Raw genomic sequence first — 14,635 nt, 5'->3', positions numbered from 1 at the left:
TGATCGTCATATTCGTCAAAGAGCAGAGGCGCCCGGGGCTATTCCTCTCCCCCATATAAAGAACCCTATATTTATGGGGATTCAATTGGTGACCGCTGGGCCGGTACTAGTAGTCAAGACAATGGCCGCGACAAACTCCACGACGAACCAACGATGCCCAGCAACCGATGATTCCGCCGATGCAGAGACGGTACTTGGTGTCCTGAACGACACCGCCTGTCGAGCCATCCTCGAGGCTACGACCGAGGACACACTGACCGCAACGGAGCTTTCCGAGCAGTGTGCGATTCCGATGTCGACGGCCTACCGAAAAGTCGAAGAGCTGGCTGGGGCCGGTCTCCTCGAGGAACGGGTTCGGATCAACACCTCGGCAAAACACGCGACGGAGTACCGCAGATGTTTCGACGAGGTACTCGTTTCAGTTGACGGCGGCGACCTCGAAATCGAGATGACGAACGATGACACCGAAAACGAGACCGGACGTGCTTCGCATTCGCCGATCGGGAAAACTGAGGCCGAATCCGATTCCAGCTTTCCGTACGCGGTTGCTGACGACTGAAGTCGATACAGTCGGTACGAAGTGGTGTTTGAACCCGACAGGAAACGAGAACGACTCTTTCTGGGAATTTACGATCGCATTTCCGCGAAGACGCGAGCGATTTCTTCGAAGACTATGACCGCTCTCCCTCGAATCCCCAGGAAATGTGCGCCCAGAGGCGTTCGTAGCCGTAGTACGTCCCGGTTTTCAACAGGTTCGTAGCGACACCGATGTTAATCGAATCGGTTACGCTTCCCGTGACGACGAACGCAACCGCAATCGTGACGACTATCATCAGCAGCCGGTAGGAAATCGTTTTGACGAGCGTGCGCGAGTGTGCCTGGAACGCGGATCTGGAAACGAGGGCAGTGTACAGTGTCGATCGCATCGGGTTTCACCTCGTCTCGACCGCTGGAGCTATAGCCACTCGAGACACGTCTTTCTGGAGCTGTCGGTCGTCGATTTGGGACCCGCTGTATCGACCCGGAAATCGATTGCGACCGATGCTCCAATACCATCGTCCGCGAATGTCGACCCTCATTCCTTTGTCACCTGTACGTAATGGTATGAACGGGAATTGCTAGCGATTATCGTTACTTCTCATGGTTCGGGAATTCTCGAACCGTGAGGACCGTTTCACGCGACAGACTGAATCACCCGATCTGCGACTCGAGAAGGCGTTTGAGCACCTTCGTCTGTGCAGTTGCGAGGTGTTCGGTTACCGTCGATCGCGAGATGTCGAGAGCGGATGCGACCTCGCTGGCGTTCGCACCTTTCGGGTAGTCGAAGTATCCCATTTCGAAAGCCGTCTCGAGCACGTCCCGTTGCCGGTCGGTGAGTTGCGCTCGATCGACGAGGACGGGATCGGCGGCGGATTCGTCACTGACCTGGACGAGCTCGTGGAGGCGAACGCCGTCAAAATGGTCGTGAAGTCGGTGGATAATTGCCGACATCGAATCGACGTCGATTGCTCGGATAGTGAGAAACAACGCTCCGTTCACCGCCCGAATCGAAGAGACGGGCGTTCCGTCTTCTTCGATCACTTCGCAGGGACACGGGTCGTCGAATCCGCGAGCAAATCGATACGTTTCCGTCCGTTCGGTCTCCGAAACCGTCGTCATCTCGAGGCTATTGTCCTCGGCATCAAATCCGGTCGACTCCTCGGCGTCGATCGTAAACTCCTCGACTGCGGGCGTGTCGGGAGCTGCGATTGACGAGCGGGCGACAGAGTCGACCGTCGTCCCGGCTTCGTCGGAGACTCGAGCGATCGGACACCTTGGAGCATCCTTGAGTACGATGGTCGCACTAAGGCCGGACATAGTATACCATCGTCTCGACGACTGGATAACAACTGCACAGAATTCCCATCCGGTGAAAATTCGATCACCCGCTATGTCACCCGCTCTCGGCCGTGCTCACCGGGTCTCGTCTACGTCTTCGTGGAGGAACTCCTTGGCGTCCTCGCCCGCGTAGGTCCCGACGACCTGTCCGTCGCCTTCGAGATAGTACTGGTAGGTGGTGATCCCCTCGAGGCCGACCGGTCCTCTGGCGTGGATCTTGCCCGTGCTGATGCCGACCTCGGCACCGAGCCCGAACCGGTACCCGTCGGCGAACCGGGTCGAGGCGTTGTGGAAGACGCTCGCCGAATCGAGACTTCGCATGAAATCGCTCGCCCGATCCGAATCTTCGGTGATAATCGATTCCGTGTGTTTCGAGCCGTAGGTCGTGATATGCCCGATGGCGTCCTCGAGCGAGTCGACGAGTTTGATCGAGAGGATCAGGTCGCCGTACTCGGTCGCCCAGTCCTCGGCCGTCGCCGATTCCACGTCGATGATTTCCTGTGTCGCCTCGTCGCCGCGTAGTTCGACGCCCGCTTCGGCGTACTCCGCTGCGATCTCCGGAAGGAACGCTTCGGCGACGTCCTCGTGAACCAGCAGGGTTTCGACTGCGTTACAGACCGCAGGGTACTGCACCTTGGCGTCGTAGGCGACGTCGACCGCCATCGACCGATCAGCGTCGCGATCGACGTAGACGTGACAGATTCCCTCCGTGTGGCCGAGAACGGGAATGCTCGTGTTGTCCTGAATGTAGCTCACGAACTCCGAACTCCCCCGCGGCATGAGGAGGTCGATCGCGTCGTCCATCTCGAGAATCGCGTCGACGTCAGCCCGGGCTTCGATCTGCTGTGCCCAGCCGGTCGGCATCTCGGCCGTCGCGTCTCGAATAATGTCGAAGAGCACGCGATTCGACTCGCTGGCTTCGCTTCCGCCTTTCAGGATCACGGCGTTGCCGGATTTCATGCTGAGTGCGGCGATCTGGACGAGCGCGTCGGGTCGGGATTCGAAGATCGTCCCGATAACGCCGATCGGAACGGTCCGCTTGTACAACTCGAGATCCTCGTCGAGTTTCCGTGCCGTCTGGGTCTTGCCGAGCGGATCGTCCTGCTCGGCGACGCTTCGGACCATCTCCGTGATGCTCTCGAGTTTCGATGGCGAGAGTTTCAGTCGGTCGACGAGTGCCTGACTGTACTCCCCGTCCTCGAGGAGTTTCTCGCCCTCGCGAACGTCCGTTTCGTTGGCCTCGAGTATCTCGTCGTGTCGCTCGTCGATCGCGTCGGCAATCGAACGAAGCGCCGCCGAGCGCTCGTCGTCCGACCGTTTTGCGAGTTCGAGGGCCGCCGTCTGTGCCTCTTCGACCTTGGTTGGGGCAGTTTTCTCAGTCATTGTTCACACCGTTCGTTGGAACGAATATGGTCCCCACGGGCTTGCCGGCATCGATTTTTTCAAGGACCGCTTCTTCGGTGGATCTGGCGATGACGGCCGGAATCCCGTGTTCGCTCGCCGACCGGGCACCGGAGACCTTCGTCTGGATGCCGCCGAAGGTCGACGACGCGCTCTCGTCGATGAGCGCCTCCACTTCATCGTAGTTTTCTCCGACCGCTTTGATCCGTTCAGCGTCGGGGTTTTGTTTCGGATTGTCCTCGTAGACGCCGCCGACATCGGTCAACGTGACCAATAAGTCGACATCGACGCCGATGGCAACCGACGAGGACAGCATATCGTTGTCCCCGATCCGGATCTCTTCGGTCGTGACGGCGTCGTTTTCGTTAATTATCGGCACGATTCCCCACTCCAGTAGCGTTTCGATCGTGTTCTTGAAGTTAGTGAACCGGTCCGGATTCTCGAGGTCGCTTTGGGTAATGAGTATCTGGGCGACTTTCCGGTCGTACCGCTCGAAACTCTCCGTGTACCGACGCATGAGGTGTGACTGGCCGACGGTCGAGAGCGCCTGTGACTCCTCGACCGTCTCGTTGGTGTAGCCGACGCGCCCCTTCCCGGCACCGACAGCGCCGGACGAGACGAGAAGGACATTCGTTCCGTTCGAGAGCAGATTCTCGACGTCGTCGACGAGCTTGTCCAGTTTGTCGTCGTCGAGATTTGACTCGTCGTCGGTCAAGGAGTTCGTTCCTGCTTTGACGACCACCCGATCGGCGTCGGCAGCGAGCTGACGCGCGGTTTCGACCTCGTTCAGTTCGACTGTATTATTCATTGGCAAATTCTTGTGCTAACTCCGCCGATCGCTCTTCTGCGGCGATCACCGCGTCTTCGACGGTTTCGTCGACGGTACTGTCCCGGAGCACTTTCATGCCTTCGATCGTCGTTCCCTGCGGGGAGCAGACGGCCTCGATAAGTTCGTCGGTGCTCCGCTCGGATTGAAGGACGGTCTCTCCGGCACCCTTGAACGTCTGCGCGGCCAGGGCCTCCGCATCAGCGGGGTCGAGCCCGCTCGAGACGCCGGCCTGTTTCATCGCGTTGAGCAGGTAAAACACGAACGCGGGCCCGCTACCGTTGACCGCGGTCGCGATGTCCATCTGTTCTTCTTCGACCTCGACGAACGTGCCGACGTCGTCGAGCACTGATTTGACGTCGTCGCTGATATCCGAACCAGTCACGGCGGCCGCCATGTTGCCCGATTCGGCGGCGAGATTCGGCATCAATCGAACGACAGTTGCGTCGGTTTGATCCTCGAGAAAGTCGGTCGAAACACCTGCTGCGATCGAGACGAGCGTTTGATCGGGAGAAAGATCGAGGTCCTCGAGAACCGCTCCGACGATATCCGGTTTGACGACGACGAAAACCAGATCGGATTCGGTTGCCGTCTCGAGATCCGTCGTGGTGTTCGAGCAGTACTCCGAGACTGCCTCGAGCACCTCCGGATCGACATCACACGCTGTCACAGTGTGGGTTCCAGTTCTTGCGAGCCCCTGTATCAGGGCGGATCCCATGTTCCCGCACCCGATGACGCTGGCATGTACCATTCTACCTCCATCTTCGTGGTGTGGGGACCATAGCAACTTTGATTTGAACTCAGTCGATCCACCGCCGACCTGTCCCGTTCGGGGTCGAATTACGAACGACTAAATGACTATTTACTAAATAGACAGTAAACATGAGTCAGGATAGCGTCACGAGCATCGTGAACGGCCTTACTCTGTCGGAAAAAGTCAGTCTCGTGCACGGAGCGATGGACACAGCGGGGACGGCAACCGGATTCATTCCAGGCGTCGAGCGCGTTGGTCTGGCGCCAGTGCGACTGACTGACGGGCCGCTGGGAGTCAGGACGGACGAACCGGCGACGGCGTTCCCGGCGCCGTTGGCGCTCGCCTCAACGTTTGACCCCGAACTCGCGGAGCGATTTGGTCGGGCGCTTGGCCGCGAGGCGACGGCGCGGGACCAAGACGTTCTCCTCGGACCCGGTCTCAATCTGATCCGGGTCCCCCACTGTGGGCGTAACTTCGAGTACTTTGCCGAGGATCCGGTTCTCTCGGGCGCGTTCGCCGCGAACGTCGTCGAGGGGATTCAGAACGAAAACGTCGTCGCGACGCCGAAACACTTCGTCGCGAACAATCAGGAAACGTCCCGGGCCGACGTGAGTGCCGAGATCGAGGAGCGTGTGCTCCGTGAACTGTATCTGCCGGCGTTCCGGGACGCCGTCGAGGCCGGCGCCGGATCGATTATGTCCTCGTACAATCGCATTAACGGAACGTACGCGAGCGAACACGAGTACCTTCTCACCGACGTGCTCAAGGGCGAGTGGGGATTCGACGGTTTCGTCGTCTCCGACTGGTTCGGAACGGAGAGCGTCGTCGGCACGGCGAACGGCGGCCTGGATCTCCAGATGCCCGGCATCTCCGCCGAGGAACTCCTCGCCTCGATGGGAATGGCAGCAGACGACCGCAGCAATGGAGACGACCCCGAGGGAGACGGGTTCGATATCGAGGCGGGATTCGACTTCGCCGAAGGGATGCCCGACCCGACGTCCGGCGGCCTCTACGCCGAGAACCTCGCCAACGCTGTCGAGCGCGGTGAGGTGGCAGAATCACGTCTCGACGACATGGTCACGCGCCTCCTCCGATCACTCGAGGCGGTCGACCACTTCGACGATCGGAACGGTGGGGGAGCGATCGACACGCCAGAGCACCGCCGACTCGCCGTCGACATCGCGACCCGCGGGACGGTCCTGCTCGAGAACGACGGCGTGTTGCCGCTTTCGAACGACGCCGACGTTGCGCTCGTCGGACCGAACGTCGACGAGGCTATCCTCGGGGGCGGCGGCTCCTCTGAAGTGACGCCGTTTACGGAAACCGCCCCTCTAGTGGGTATGGAGGCCCGCGCCGACGGGACGGTCACCGTCGCTCGCGGCCTGCCGAGAATCGAGGACGTTTCGATGTTCGAGGACGCCGCGGCCGAGCAGACACGAGAGCCCGATATCGAAGCCGCCGTTGGGGCCGCTTCCGAGGCTGACGTCGCCGTCGTGTTCGTCCGGGATCAGGCGACCGAAGCCGCCGATCGTGACTCTCTCCACCTGCCGGGTCGGCAGGACGAACTCGTTTCCGCGGTGGCCAAGGCGAACGAACGGACGGTCGTCGTTTCGAACACGAGCGGCCCGATCGAAGTGCCGTGGCGCGACGATGTCGCCGCCATCGTCGCCAACTGGTACCCGGGCCAGGCCCACGGCGAGGCGATTTCGAGCGTCCTCTACGGCGACGCAGATCCCGGTGGACGCCTCCCGGTCACGTTCGCTCCCGAGGGCGAGTATCCGACGTCCGACGAGCGACGCTTCCCCGGCGTCGACGACGTGAGCCGCTACGAGGAGGGGCTCCTCGTCGGCTACCGCTACTTCGACGCGACGGGCGTCGACCCCACGTATCCCTTCGGCCACGGACACTCCTACGCGGACTTCGAGTATGGCGACCTCGAGGTGGTCGACGACTCGACCGTCGAGGTGACCGTCGAAAACGTCGGCGACCGCGCCGGGCGTGAAGTTGTGCAGGCCTACGTCGCGTCCCCGGACGCGCCGGACGATCTCGAGCGACCGCCCCGCGAACTCGGCGGATTCGAGGCCGTCGAACTCGAGGTCGGCGAGTACGCGACGGTCTCGATCGACCTCGACGAACGCGCCTTCGGTCGCTACGCCGAACCGGACGGCTGGACGATCGACGCCGGAGAGCACACCGTCGACGTGGGCAGGTCATCACGTGACCTGCGGGAATCGGTGACGCTCGAACGATAGCATCAGTTCGGGCTTGTCTTTGTCTCTATTGAGCCTATACTCTGAATCCGGCCGCATCGGGCCCGCTGAGCTCGTCAGTCGGCTGTTCGGTTGCCGTCGAACTGGTTGCCACCGACCGCGAAATGAGTGCTTTCGAAGCGGCTCTACGTACACAAATCGCGTTCGTACGCCGAGGAATGGGTTCACGTTCGTCAAAATCCCTCGGACTTTATCGCGACACCGCACGAGCCACCGCTTACCGTGTCAGCACTTCCATCGTGGGTCGAGGACCGACTTGATCACGGAGCCGTCGATCTACCCCTTCCACCCTCGTCTGGTCGAAACACTCGTCGAAAGTGATCGATCCGCTTTCTCCGTCGGACAGCTCTGAAGCCGGGTGGACCTCGGTGCGGGTGAGTTGACCGTTCGCGACCGCCTCGAGATGCTCGAGGAACGCGGAATCCTCGACGCTGAGTCGTCGTCATCGAAACTGGGAAACGACCTCGGGGCTGCGGCGATGTATCTGTTCACGCTGTGCCTGCTGATCCGTGGGGCCGAATGGGTCGTCCGTTCGAGCAGGTCTGGCCGCTAGCGTTTCCTCCGATTTGCTGGATTTCGCTCGTTTCCCGACCGATTTGGTTTGCTCGAGTGAAAACCGTTCACAGACGGTTTTTCGGCCGCCTAACGGCGTTTGGCGACCGCAAAATAGGCACGAAGGTTTAAACGAGTCCTGTTCAAACTACCTGTCACTGACACGATGAGCACCCTCCCACCGTGGATCGAGGGACGAATCGATTCGTCCCTCAATAAGAAACTCACACAGCGCCACGTCGTCGAGACGATGGCCGAAACCGAACGGCCGTTCTTTTCGGCCGAACAGATTCGCGCTCGCGTCGGTCCGGACGTGAGCAAGGAAACGGTTCGAAACCGACTGAACGAACTCCGCGAGATCGACGTTATCGCCGCGGAGACCTATCCGGAGTCGATCACGCTTTACTACGTCAACTATCCGGAATCGAACTGGCCGCTCTCTCCGGAAGGAAAGGAGGCACTTTCACGGGAGACGCCGCTCGAGACGCTGTCGGTCGGTGACTTTATCCGCCTTCGAAATCCCGCGGGAATCAGAACGCTGGTCCTCGCTGGGTTCCAGTTGAGTCTCGTACTGTTTGCAGTGAGTTTCCTCGTCGCTCCCGTCCCGTTCGAATTGGCGGTACAGTCCGATAGCACCTTCCTGTCCGCGGCGCTGAATCTTTTCTTCGTCTGCGTGATCCTGTTGTTTGCCGAGCGACTCGCACGTACCGTTCGTAATCGATCCTCGACGGCGACGAAATTTGACCCGGCGGAGTTCGTCTCGAAGTGAGCAGTTCGAAACCCATACCCCCTAACAAATGTCAAACGAAAACGAATCGACGACCGTACCGACGACACAACCAGGCCCGAATCTTCTCACCGAGCGGACGCTCGCGGGAATTTTCGTCCACTTGCTCGGTCTCGGTACGGGATTTGTCGGGACGAGTTTCATCTATCTTCTCTCGGATAATGACTTCACGCGATCGAACGCTCGGAACGCGACGAACTGGCAACTCCTGTACTGGGGTGTACATCTAGGGTGGCTGTCCGCGATCGGCGCGTTGTTCCTGTTCGATTCCGTGTTTCCGGACTCGACACCGTTCGACGCCATCCTGGTAGGGTTGTTCGTAGCTGTTGGAATCGCGTTCTTCCTGACGAGCATTCTTTTACTGATACACCTCGCTTTCATCCTCGTCGCCTCCGGGAAAGCCGTATTCGGTACCGCCTGGGAATACCCGATCGCCCCGGATTTCGTCGGATGGATACAGAACAGAACGCCGGATCAGACCCGTTGGTGGGTCCTCATTTCAGTATACGCGCTCGTGGCCCCGATCCTGTTCGGGTATCTCTCCTGGTTAGTGATCTCCGATGGGCCCGAAGCCGAAGCGTTGTTTTTTGCCTCCTTTTTCCTCGTCGTGTTTTCCATGCTCGCGTCTCTGTTCACGCTCGTTGCTCTCTATCGTGATGCGTCGAAACTCGAGGAATCGAACGCGGATTGGCAACCGAACTGGCTCCCATACGTCGGGATACCACTCGGGGCGAGCGCGTTGACGTATCTCTTCGCGACAACGTATTTCCGGTCGGTAAATCCTGCCGGAGATGCGGTTTACGGCTTCATGTTCGCGCTCTGGATCGTCGCCGTTGTCTATCTCTGCAAGCGGTACTGGCATCTCGAGTCGTCGTAAATCCCGAGTGCGTTCTTCCGTGTTCAGTAACACCCGCCGTCTCGTTCGTCGTCGGAACCTCTCGATGCTCGGATCCGACGAACGAATCGGGTTCTCCAATTCCGACGACAAATGATTTAGAACCATCTGCCACATTATACTTTAGAAAAATCTGCCTGTTGGATGCACCGAGGTGCTCATCATGCTACTCGCTGGCTGGCGAGTACCCGTAGATCTGTCCTCAGTACATTTCGTTTTACTGGACCACGTTAGCTATGCTATCGTGGACATCGGTGGGCTGTCTACTCGACGGATCGCGTGTGGCTTGGGTTCGGTCGTCTCGGCATGTGAGACATCCCTAATGGAATGGAATCGACCGTTGTGATCTCACGATCCGGTGTCTCAAGTACACTCAAAGGAACTCTTCGAATACGTAATTCGCCAGCCTATGCTTTTCACCCGTTGGAACTGACTCTTTGGTTGATGACGCGTATCGCTCTCGTCGTACTCGACACGCTACGAAAAGATGCGTTCGATCAGCATTTTTCGTGGTTGTCCGGTCGCCATTTCGAGCACGCGTGGTCGACTGCGAAGTGGACGATGCCCGCCCACGCCTCGCTGTTTACGGGAACGTACGCGAGCGAAGCGGGCGCAAACGCCAACTCGGAGGGGTTGGATTGTCCTGAACCGGTACTCGCTGAACTCCTCTCCCGCGCTGAATACACGCCTCGGGCATTCAGCGCGAACCTCATGGTTTCGCCGGTTTTCGGGTTCGATCGCGGATTTGACTCGTTCGAGGGGACGTGGCGCGTCAATGTCAACAGCAAAGGTATAACGGGGTGGCGAGAACTCTTCCAGAACAGCCATTCCGGTGCAAAGAAGTACGCGACGATAGCAAAAGGGATGACGGCCGGCTGGTATCGGATCCTCCCTTCGATCAAAACCGGACTCGCACAGCGCTTGACTGATCGGTACGTGAGAACTCTCTTTGAACAGCCTCACCGAGATGACGGAGCGGCGCCACTGCTAAGATCCCTCCAACAGAACCGATACGCCGACGCGGATTTTCTTTTCGTGAATTTGATGGAGGCACACGCACCGTACGATCCCCCGGAATCGTATCGAACGACCGGAGACGCATCGTACGACGAGGTTGCCGCGACGCTGACCGACGACGAGCCGGATGGGCGATTGGTTCGCGGTGCGTACGACGATTCGGTCCGGTATCTAGCCGATCAGTACGAACGAATTTTCGCGGAACTCGAATGGCGCTTCGATTACGTCATCACGCTCAGTGACCACGGTGAACTCTTCGGCGAGCACGGGAGCTGGCGTCACTTACACGGTGTGTACCCGGAGTTGACCCGGATCCCGCTCGTGATCTCTGGTGAGGGATTATCCGGGGCATGCTCGAAGACGGTAAGTCTCCTCGATGTCCATCGAACGATCCTCGACCTCTTCGATGTCGAGGCTGTCTCCCGCGGACAAAATCTGCTCGGCTCGGTCGACGACCGATTTTATCTCGTCGAGTACGAAGGGCTTCGAGCCGCTCGCCTCGAGAAGATGCGCGGTCGGTACCCCGACGAGTTGGTCAGGTCGTACGATCGACCACTGAACGGTCTCGCGGGACCGAACGAGTATTACGGCCATCAAACGCTCGACGGGTGGGAAGAGCGGGGATCTTCGACTGCGGAAAATCCACGGCTCCTTCTGCGGGAACTGGCCGCTTCGATCACACGTAGGGACGAAGACCGGCAGTCCAGCGTCCCCGTCTCGGAGGACGTACGAGCGAGATTAGAGGATCTCGGCTACGCGTGACCGGCAGATGTTTCAAACAGTTATCTAGGATCGACGGATCCACTCCGTCGAAACCCTCGAGTGTCGGACTCGTCCAGGTGACGGAAACGGGCACGGAGCGCCGCGTCCTTCGTCGGTTCGTTACGATCACGTCCACGGAATCGATGGGATTTCGAGATGCGGCAGTGGATCCCGACGCTCGAACGACGGTTCACCGGGTTTCTCGAGCAGAGATGGTGTGCGAGAATTTTGCTTCAAACGCCCTATAGAGGGCCTTGAATGCCAAAATTCGCTCCAAATCTCTTGGAGTGGGCTTCATCGGTGTCGTTGCCACCTCGTTCCTCGAGTTCGTGCGGATGCTATTTGATATATCGTTATAAGATTTATGCAGGGTGGGTCCTCCGTGTTGGAGGCCTGAAACGCACAATATCTGACGATTCGGCGTCCAGCACATCTACTGTACTAAAGAACACTTTAGTGCAGTAGATTTACCTGGGTCGATACTGTACCCGACAGACGAATGTCTCCACCAGTGAAAGATGACGCTACCCCGGGAAAAACTCGGGTTACGGACGCTCTCGAGCGATATCTTACCAGCCTCTCTGCGGGCGGATCGCGAAACACCCTCGAGTGGGTGCTCCAACGCGGCGAGGAGTCCTTTCGATCGTACCTCGAGGAAAACGGCATCGAACACGTCGACGAAATCGATACCGCGTGCTGTCGCGATTGGGGGATGGAACTTCGCACCCGGACCGCTCAGGACGAAATTGCCGCCTCGACCGCCCACAACTACTACATGTACACCCGCGCGTTCCTCTCGTTTTGCGTTCGAGATCGACTACTCGAGACCAATCCGGCGGCGACCGACGCCGCTCGAGAATTTTTACCGGAGGATACGGGAAAGCGCGATCGCCAGTTCTGGGATGAGGACACTCGAGAGGAGCTTCTGTCGTTCGTTCACGCCAGAGTAGACCGCGCGTACGACGACGATAAAATCGATCTCGAGCGCGCCTACCGGGACCGCGCGTTCGTCATCTTGCTCGCACTCGCCGGCCTCCGAGGTGCGGAGGCGTTTGCCGATCCCCACGACGACCGACGGAACGGACTCACATGGGAGGACGTCGAACTGGATGACGAGCGCGGACGCGTGACCGTACTTGGGAAATCCCGTCAGTACGAACGGGTCGGTCTACCCGCGCGCGCGAAAGATGCACTCGAACGGCACCGGGCCATCCTCGAGCCGCCATCGGACGAGTGGCCCGTGTTTCCGACGGGTCATTACCCCTCGAAACGACGGGCCCTTGAGGCCGAGTACTCCTCAGATCGAGTGGAGACGATGCTCGAGGACCGCTCGACCGACGAGGCGCTCCGAGAGTTCGAGGTTCCGCCGCCGTCTCTCTCGAAAAACGGAGCTCGGAGCGTGATGAAGCGCCTTTGTGAGGAAGCAAATCTCGAGATCGACGGCGAGTACCTAAAGCCCCACGGCGGACGGCGTGGCCTTGGTCACGAACTGTACGCGAGCGGCAACTCGGAACTCGCACAGTCAGCACTGCGACACAAATCAATCGAGACGACCCACGAAGCCTACAGTGATATTCAGCCCGAAGACGTTGCAGAGCAGATCGACGACGTGATGGACTAGCGCTCGAGGGCTCTCGATCGGGTAACCGAACTCTGGATTACGATCGACGCTATTTACCCTGCTAAGTCTGACTGAATGGGATGGGTTTACATAATTTCAATACAAAGTGAACCCATGGTGCTCGAAATCGACCTCGAAGACGCTGCACAGAAACAGGACGATCTCCCGGCGGCCGACGACGTCTACGATACGGACGACGAGATTCCGCTCGCTGAGATCTTCGACGACGCGTTCGTTCAGGCGCGATCCGAGTTCGACTCGTTCGACGAACTGGTCGCGGCCAGCCCGAGTGACGCCGAAACTGGTGACGAACTCGAGGCGGTGGGTCACGGCGAGTGGGACGAGTTCGTCGCGGAGACAACCGACTTCGAGGATGGCGAAGAACTCGTGATGGAAGCTCGAGATCACTGGGTCGCCAAACGACTCGATCTCGCCTAACTCCGGTTTATTTTCGCATGGTTCGATTTTTCTGCCGATAGCTGTCGAGACGAAGAAACGATCGTGAGTTAGTAGTTGCCGGTCGAGACGATCGGCGGCGATCCGTGCGGTCCGTACGGGGCGTCGTCGAGCCACTCGCCCGCCTCCTCGAAGGTATCCGCGAGCGAGGCGGCCGCCTCCTTTCGCAGGATCGTCGCCGGATTCTCTCCCTGCAGATACTCGAGAGCCTGTCCCGCGGCCTCGAGATTGTACTCCGCTGCTTTCTCGCGGCGCGCCGCGTACAGTTCGATTTCGTCGCGGGCGACCGCGTCCGTCCGTGCGCCCAGAGCGACTGCAATTGCCGATGCCGCTTCGTCGGCGTCGGCAACTCCGGAGTTCATCCCCCGTGCGCCGAAGGGAGCCAGCAAGTGGGCGGCTTCACCGGCTAGCAACACGCGTCGATGCTCGTCGACGAAGGTGTCCGCCATTACCTGGAGGAAGTAATACGTCGAGACCCACTTGAGGTTGTCCACGTACTCCTCGCCCATGACGTCGCGGATGAACTCCTGCATTCGCTCGTCGCTTTTGAGTTCCTCGGGGTCGTCGTCGCCGAGACACTGAATGTCGAGACGCCAGCCGCCGGTGAACGGAACGAGCAACACGTTTCGTCCGTCGGTTTCCGGCGCATCGTAGTGGAACATCCGCTCGAGTTCTTCCCCGTGTCCGCCTTCTTCTTCGATGTCGGCGATGAGGAACGCGTTCTCGGATTGATCGCCTTCGAAGTTCGCGCCGATCTCGTTGCGAACTTCCGATCCACCGCCATCGGCACCGATGAGATATTCGGCCTCCCACTCGGCACCGTCGTCCGTTTCGACGTGGACGCCGTCGGGAGAGGTGTCGACGGTGACAACTTCCGAATCCCAGTGAATCTCGATGCCGATGTCCTCGAGGGCGTCGTGCATGTACGCTTCGGTGACAACCTGTGGGACACTGGTAAAGTGTGGGATGTCTCCGCTTCCGCCCGGCGAGTCGTAGGTTCGGTTGAACACTTCTTTGCCGCGATACAGCGTGCGTCGGGTCGGCCAGACCAGACCCTCGTCGACCAGATCGGTTCCGAGACCCGGGTGGATGCGCTCGAGCGTGCGAAGGGTCGAACCGTGAACGTAGATCGCGCGACTCCCGTCTCTGTCCCGGTCTTCCGATTCTGCCTCGAGGATAGCGGTGTCGATTCCGCGGGCGTGTAGCGCCAGCGCTGCGGTCATCCCGACCGGACCAGCCCCGGCGATCAGCACCGGATTAGTGTTCTCGTTGGTACTCATGGTTGTATTACTATGTAATCTAAATTCCTCCATAATGTTTACGGTAGCCGATTCTATTGCTACACTTTGTTTTTCTAAACGATATCAGAAAGAAATGAAATTGGCGGTTAGGACAAAAAAGGGTGTCGGATGAGTC

General features: G+C 59.2%; 14 protein-coding genes. 8 read left to right on the top strand and 6 right to left on the bottom strand.

Features of this window, described 5'->3' with window-relative positions; genetic code table 11:
• The first annotated feature begins 121 nt into the window (after positions 1-121).
• Positions 122-559 carry a helix-turn-helix domain-containing protein gene (locus ACYQ14_RS20145; RefSeq protein WP_459890837.1) on the top strand — a complete coding sequence of 146 codons (438 nt, stop codon included), beginning with the start codon at positions 122-124 and terminating at the stop codon, positions 557-559.
• 112 nt (positions 560-671) lie between these two features.
• Here the strand turns inward: ACYQ14_RS20145 and ACYQ14_RS20140 are convergent, their stop codons facing one another.
• The 5 genes from ACYQ14_RS20140 to proC form a co-directional block, all read right to left on the bottom strand.
• Entirely contained in the window at positions 672-926 is a 255-nt protein-coding gene (locus ACYQ14_RS20140) for a DUF2061 domain-containing protein (protein WP_459890835.1), read from the bottom strand.
• Between the two features lie 265 nt (positions 927-1,191).
• The gene (locus ACYQ14_RS20135) at positions 1,192-1,857 is read right to left on the bottom strand and encodes a helix-turn-helix domain-containing protein (protein ID WP_459890833.1); all 666 of its coding nucleotides are present in this window, start codon (positions 1,855-1,857) and stop codon (positions 1,192-1,194) included.
• A 96-nt stretch (positions 1,858-1,953) separates the two neighbouring features.
• A complete protein-coding gene (locus ACYQ14_RS20130; protein WP_459890831.1) occupies positions 1,954-3,261 on the bottom strand; it encodes a glutamate-5-semialdehyde dehydrogenase in 1,308 nt (435 codons plus the stop codon).
• The gene (gene proB / locus ACYQ14_RS20125) at positions 3,254-4,087 is read right to left on the bottom strand and encodes a glutamate 5-kinase (protein ID WP_459890829.1); all 834 of its coding nucleotides are present in this window, start codon (positions 4,085-4,087) and stop codon (positions 3,254-3,256) included. Before proB ends, ACYQ14_RS20130 begins: the two co-directional genes overlap by 8 nt.
• Complete coding sequence (proC, locus tag ACYQ14_RS20120; RefSeq protein WP_459890827.1) at positions 4,080-4,856, bottom strand: pyrroline-5-carboxylate reductase; 777 nt, start codon at positions 4,854-4,856, stop codon at positions 4,080-4,082. Before proC ends, proB begins: the two co-directional genes overlap by 8 nt.
• A 131-nt stretch (positions 4,857-4,987) precedes the next feature.
• Here proC and ACYQ14_RS20115 point away from each other — a divergent pair, with 131 nt between their 5' ends.
• The 7 genes from ACYQ14_RS20115 (at position 4,988) to ACYQ14_RS20085 (ending at position 13,201) form a co-directional block, all read left to right on the top strand.
• Entirely contained in the window at positions 4,988-7,111 is a 2,124-nt protein-coding gene (locus ACYQ14_RS20115) for a beta-glucosidase family protein (RefSeq protein ID WP_459890825.1), read from the top strand.
• A gap of 376 nt (positions 7,112-7,487) precedes the next feature.
• Entirely contained in the window at positions 7,488-7,682 is a 195-nt protein-coding gene (locus tag ACYQ14_RS20110) for a hypothetical protein (RefSeq protein WP_459890823.1), read from the top strand.
• A 165-nt stretch (positions 7,683-7,847) separates the two neighbouring features.
• The gene (locus ACYQ14_RS20105) at positions 7,848-8,450 is read left to right on the top strand and encodes a hypothetical protein (RefSeq protein ID WP_459890821.1); all 603 of its coding nucleotides are present in this window, start codon (positions 7,848-7,850) and stop codon (positions 8,448-8,450) included.
• A gap of 28 nt (positions 8,451-8,478) precedes the next feature.
• Complete coding sequence (locus ACYQ14_RS20100; protein WP_459890819.1) at positions 8,479-9,345, top strand: DUF4870 domain-containing protein; 867 nt, start codon at positions 8,479-8,481, stop codon at positions 9,343-9,345.
• 462 nt (positions 9,346-9,807) lie between these two features.
• Entirely contained in the window at positions 9,808-11,142 is a 1,335-nt protein-coding gene (locus ACYQ14_RS20095; protein WP_459890817.1) for a sulfatase-like hydrolase/transferase, read from the top strand.
• A 499-nt stretch (positions 11,143-11,641) separates the two neighbouring features.
• Positions 11,642-12,763 (top strand): tyrosine-type recombinase/integrase, encoded by a 1,122-nt coding sequence (locus ACYQ14_RS20090; RefSeq protein ID WP_459890815.1) that lies wholly within the window; start codon positions 11,642-11,644, stop codon positions 12,761-12,763.
• Positions 12,764-12,877: 114 nt separating this feature from the next.
• Positions 12,878-13,201, top strand: coding sequence for a hypothetical protein (locus ACYQ14_RS20085; RefSeq protein ID WP_283837057.1), 324 nt, complete (start codon positions 12,878-12,880; stop codon positions 13,199-13,201).
• Between the two features lie 68 nt (positions 13,202-13,269).
• Here ACYQ14_RS20085 and ACYQ14_RS20080 read toward each other — a convergent pair whose 3' ends face one another.
• Positions 13,270-14,499, bottom strand: a complete 1,230-nt coding sequence (locus ACYQ14_RS20080) for an FAD-dependent monooxygenase (protein ID WP_459890813.1) — start codon at positions 14,497-14,499, stop codon at positions 13,270-13,272.
• Positions 14,500-14,635 lie beyond the last annotated feature (136 nt).

The sequence above is a fragment of the Halostagnicola bangensis genome, from assembly GCF_054653435.1.
Note: the sequence above shows the minus strand (reverse complement) of the source record. Positions and strands in the feature narration are given on the sequence as shown.

Bases quoted from the DNA above. Each gene is read 5' to 3' on its own strand.
- ACYQ14_RS20145 (WP_459890837.1), top strand. From the start codon at position 122: ATGGCCGCGACAAACTCCACGACGAACCAACGATGCCCAGCAACCGAT.
- ACYQ14_RS20140 (WP_459890835.1), bottom strand. From the start codon at position 926: ATGCGATCGACACTGTACACTGCCCTCGTTTCCAGATCCGCGTTCCAG.
- ACYQ14_RS20135 (WP_459890833.1), bottom strand. From the start codon at position 1,857: ATGTCCGGCCTTAGTGCGACCATCGTACTCAAGGATGCTCCAAGGTGT.
- ACYQ14_RS20130 (WP_459890831.1), bottom strand. From the start codon at position 3,261: ATGACTGAGAAAACTGCCCCAACCAAGGTCGAAGAGGCACAGACGGCG.
- proB (WP_459890829.1), bottom strand. From the start codon at position 4,087: ATGAATAATACAGTCGAACTGAACGAGGTCGAAACCGCGCGTCAGCTC.
- proC (WP_459890827.1), bottom strand. From the start codon at position 4,856: ATGGTACATGCCAGCGTCATCGGGTGCGGGAACATGGGATCCGCCCTG.
- ACYQ14_RS20115 (WP_459890825.1), top strand. From the start codon at position 4,988: ATGAGTCAGGATAGCGTCACGAGCATCGTGAACGGCCTTACTCTGTCG.
- ACYQ14_RS20105 (WP_459890821.1), top strand. From the start codon at position 7,848: ATGAGCACCCTCCCACCGTGGATCGAGGGACGAATCGATTCGTCCCTC.
- ACYQ14_RS20100 (WP_459890819.1), top strand. From the start codon at position 8,479: ATGTCAAACGAAAACGAATCGACGACCGTACCGACGACACAACCAGGC.
- ACYQ14_RS20095 (WP_459890817.1), top strand. From the start codon at position 9,808: ATGACGCGTATCGCTCTCGTCGTACTCGACACGCTACGAAAAGATGCG.
- ACYQ14_RS20090 (WP_459890815.1), top strand. From the start codon at position 11,642: ATGTCTCCACCAGTGAAAGATGACGCTACCCCGGGAAAAACTCGGGTT.
- ACYQ14_RS20085 (WP_283837057.1), top strand. From the start codon at position 12,878: ATGGTGCTCGAAATCGACCTCGAAGACGCTGCACAGAAACAGGACGAT.
- ACYQ14_RS20080 (WP_459890813.1), bottom strand. From the start codon at position 14,499: ATGAGTACCAACGAGAACACTAATCCGGTGCTGATCGCCGGGGCTGGT.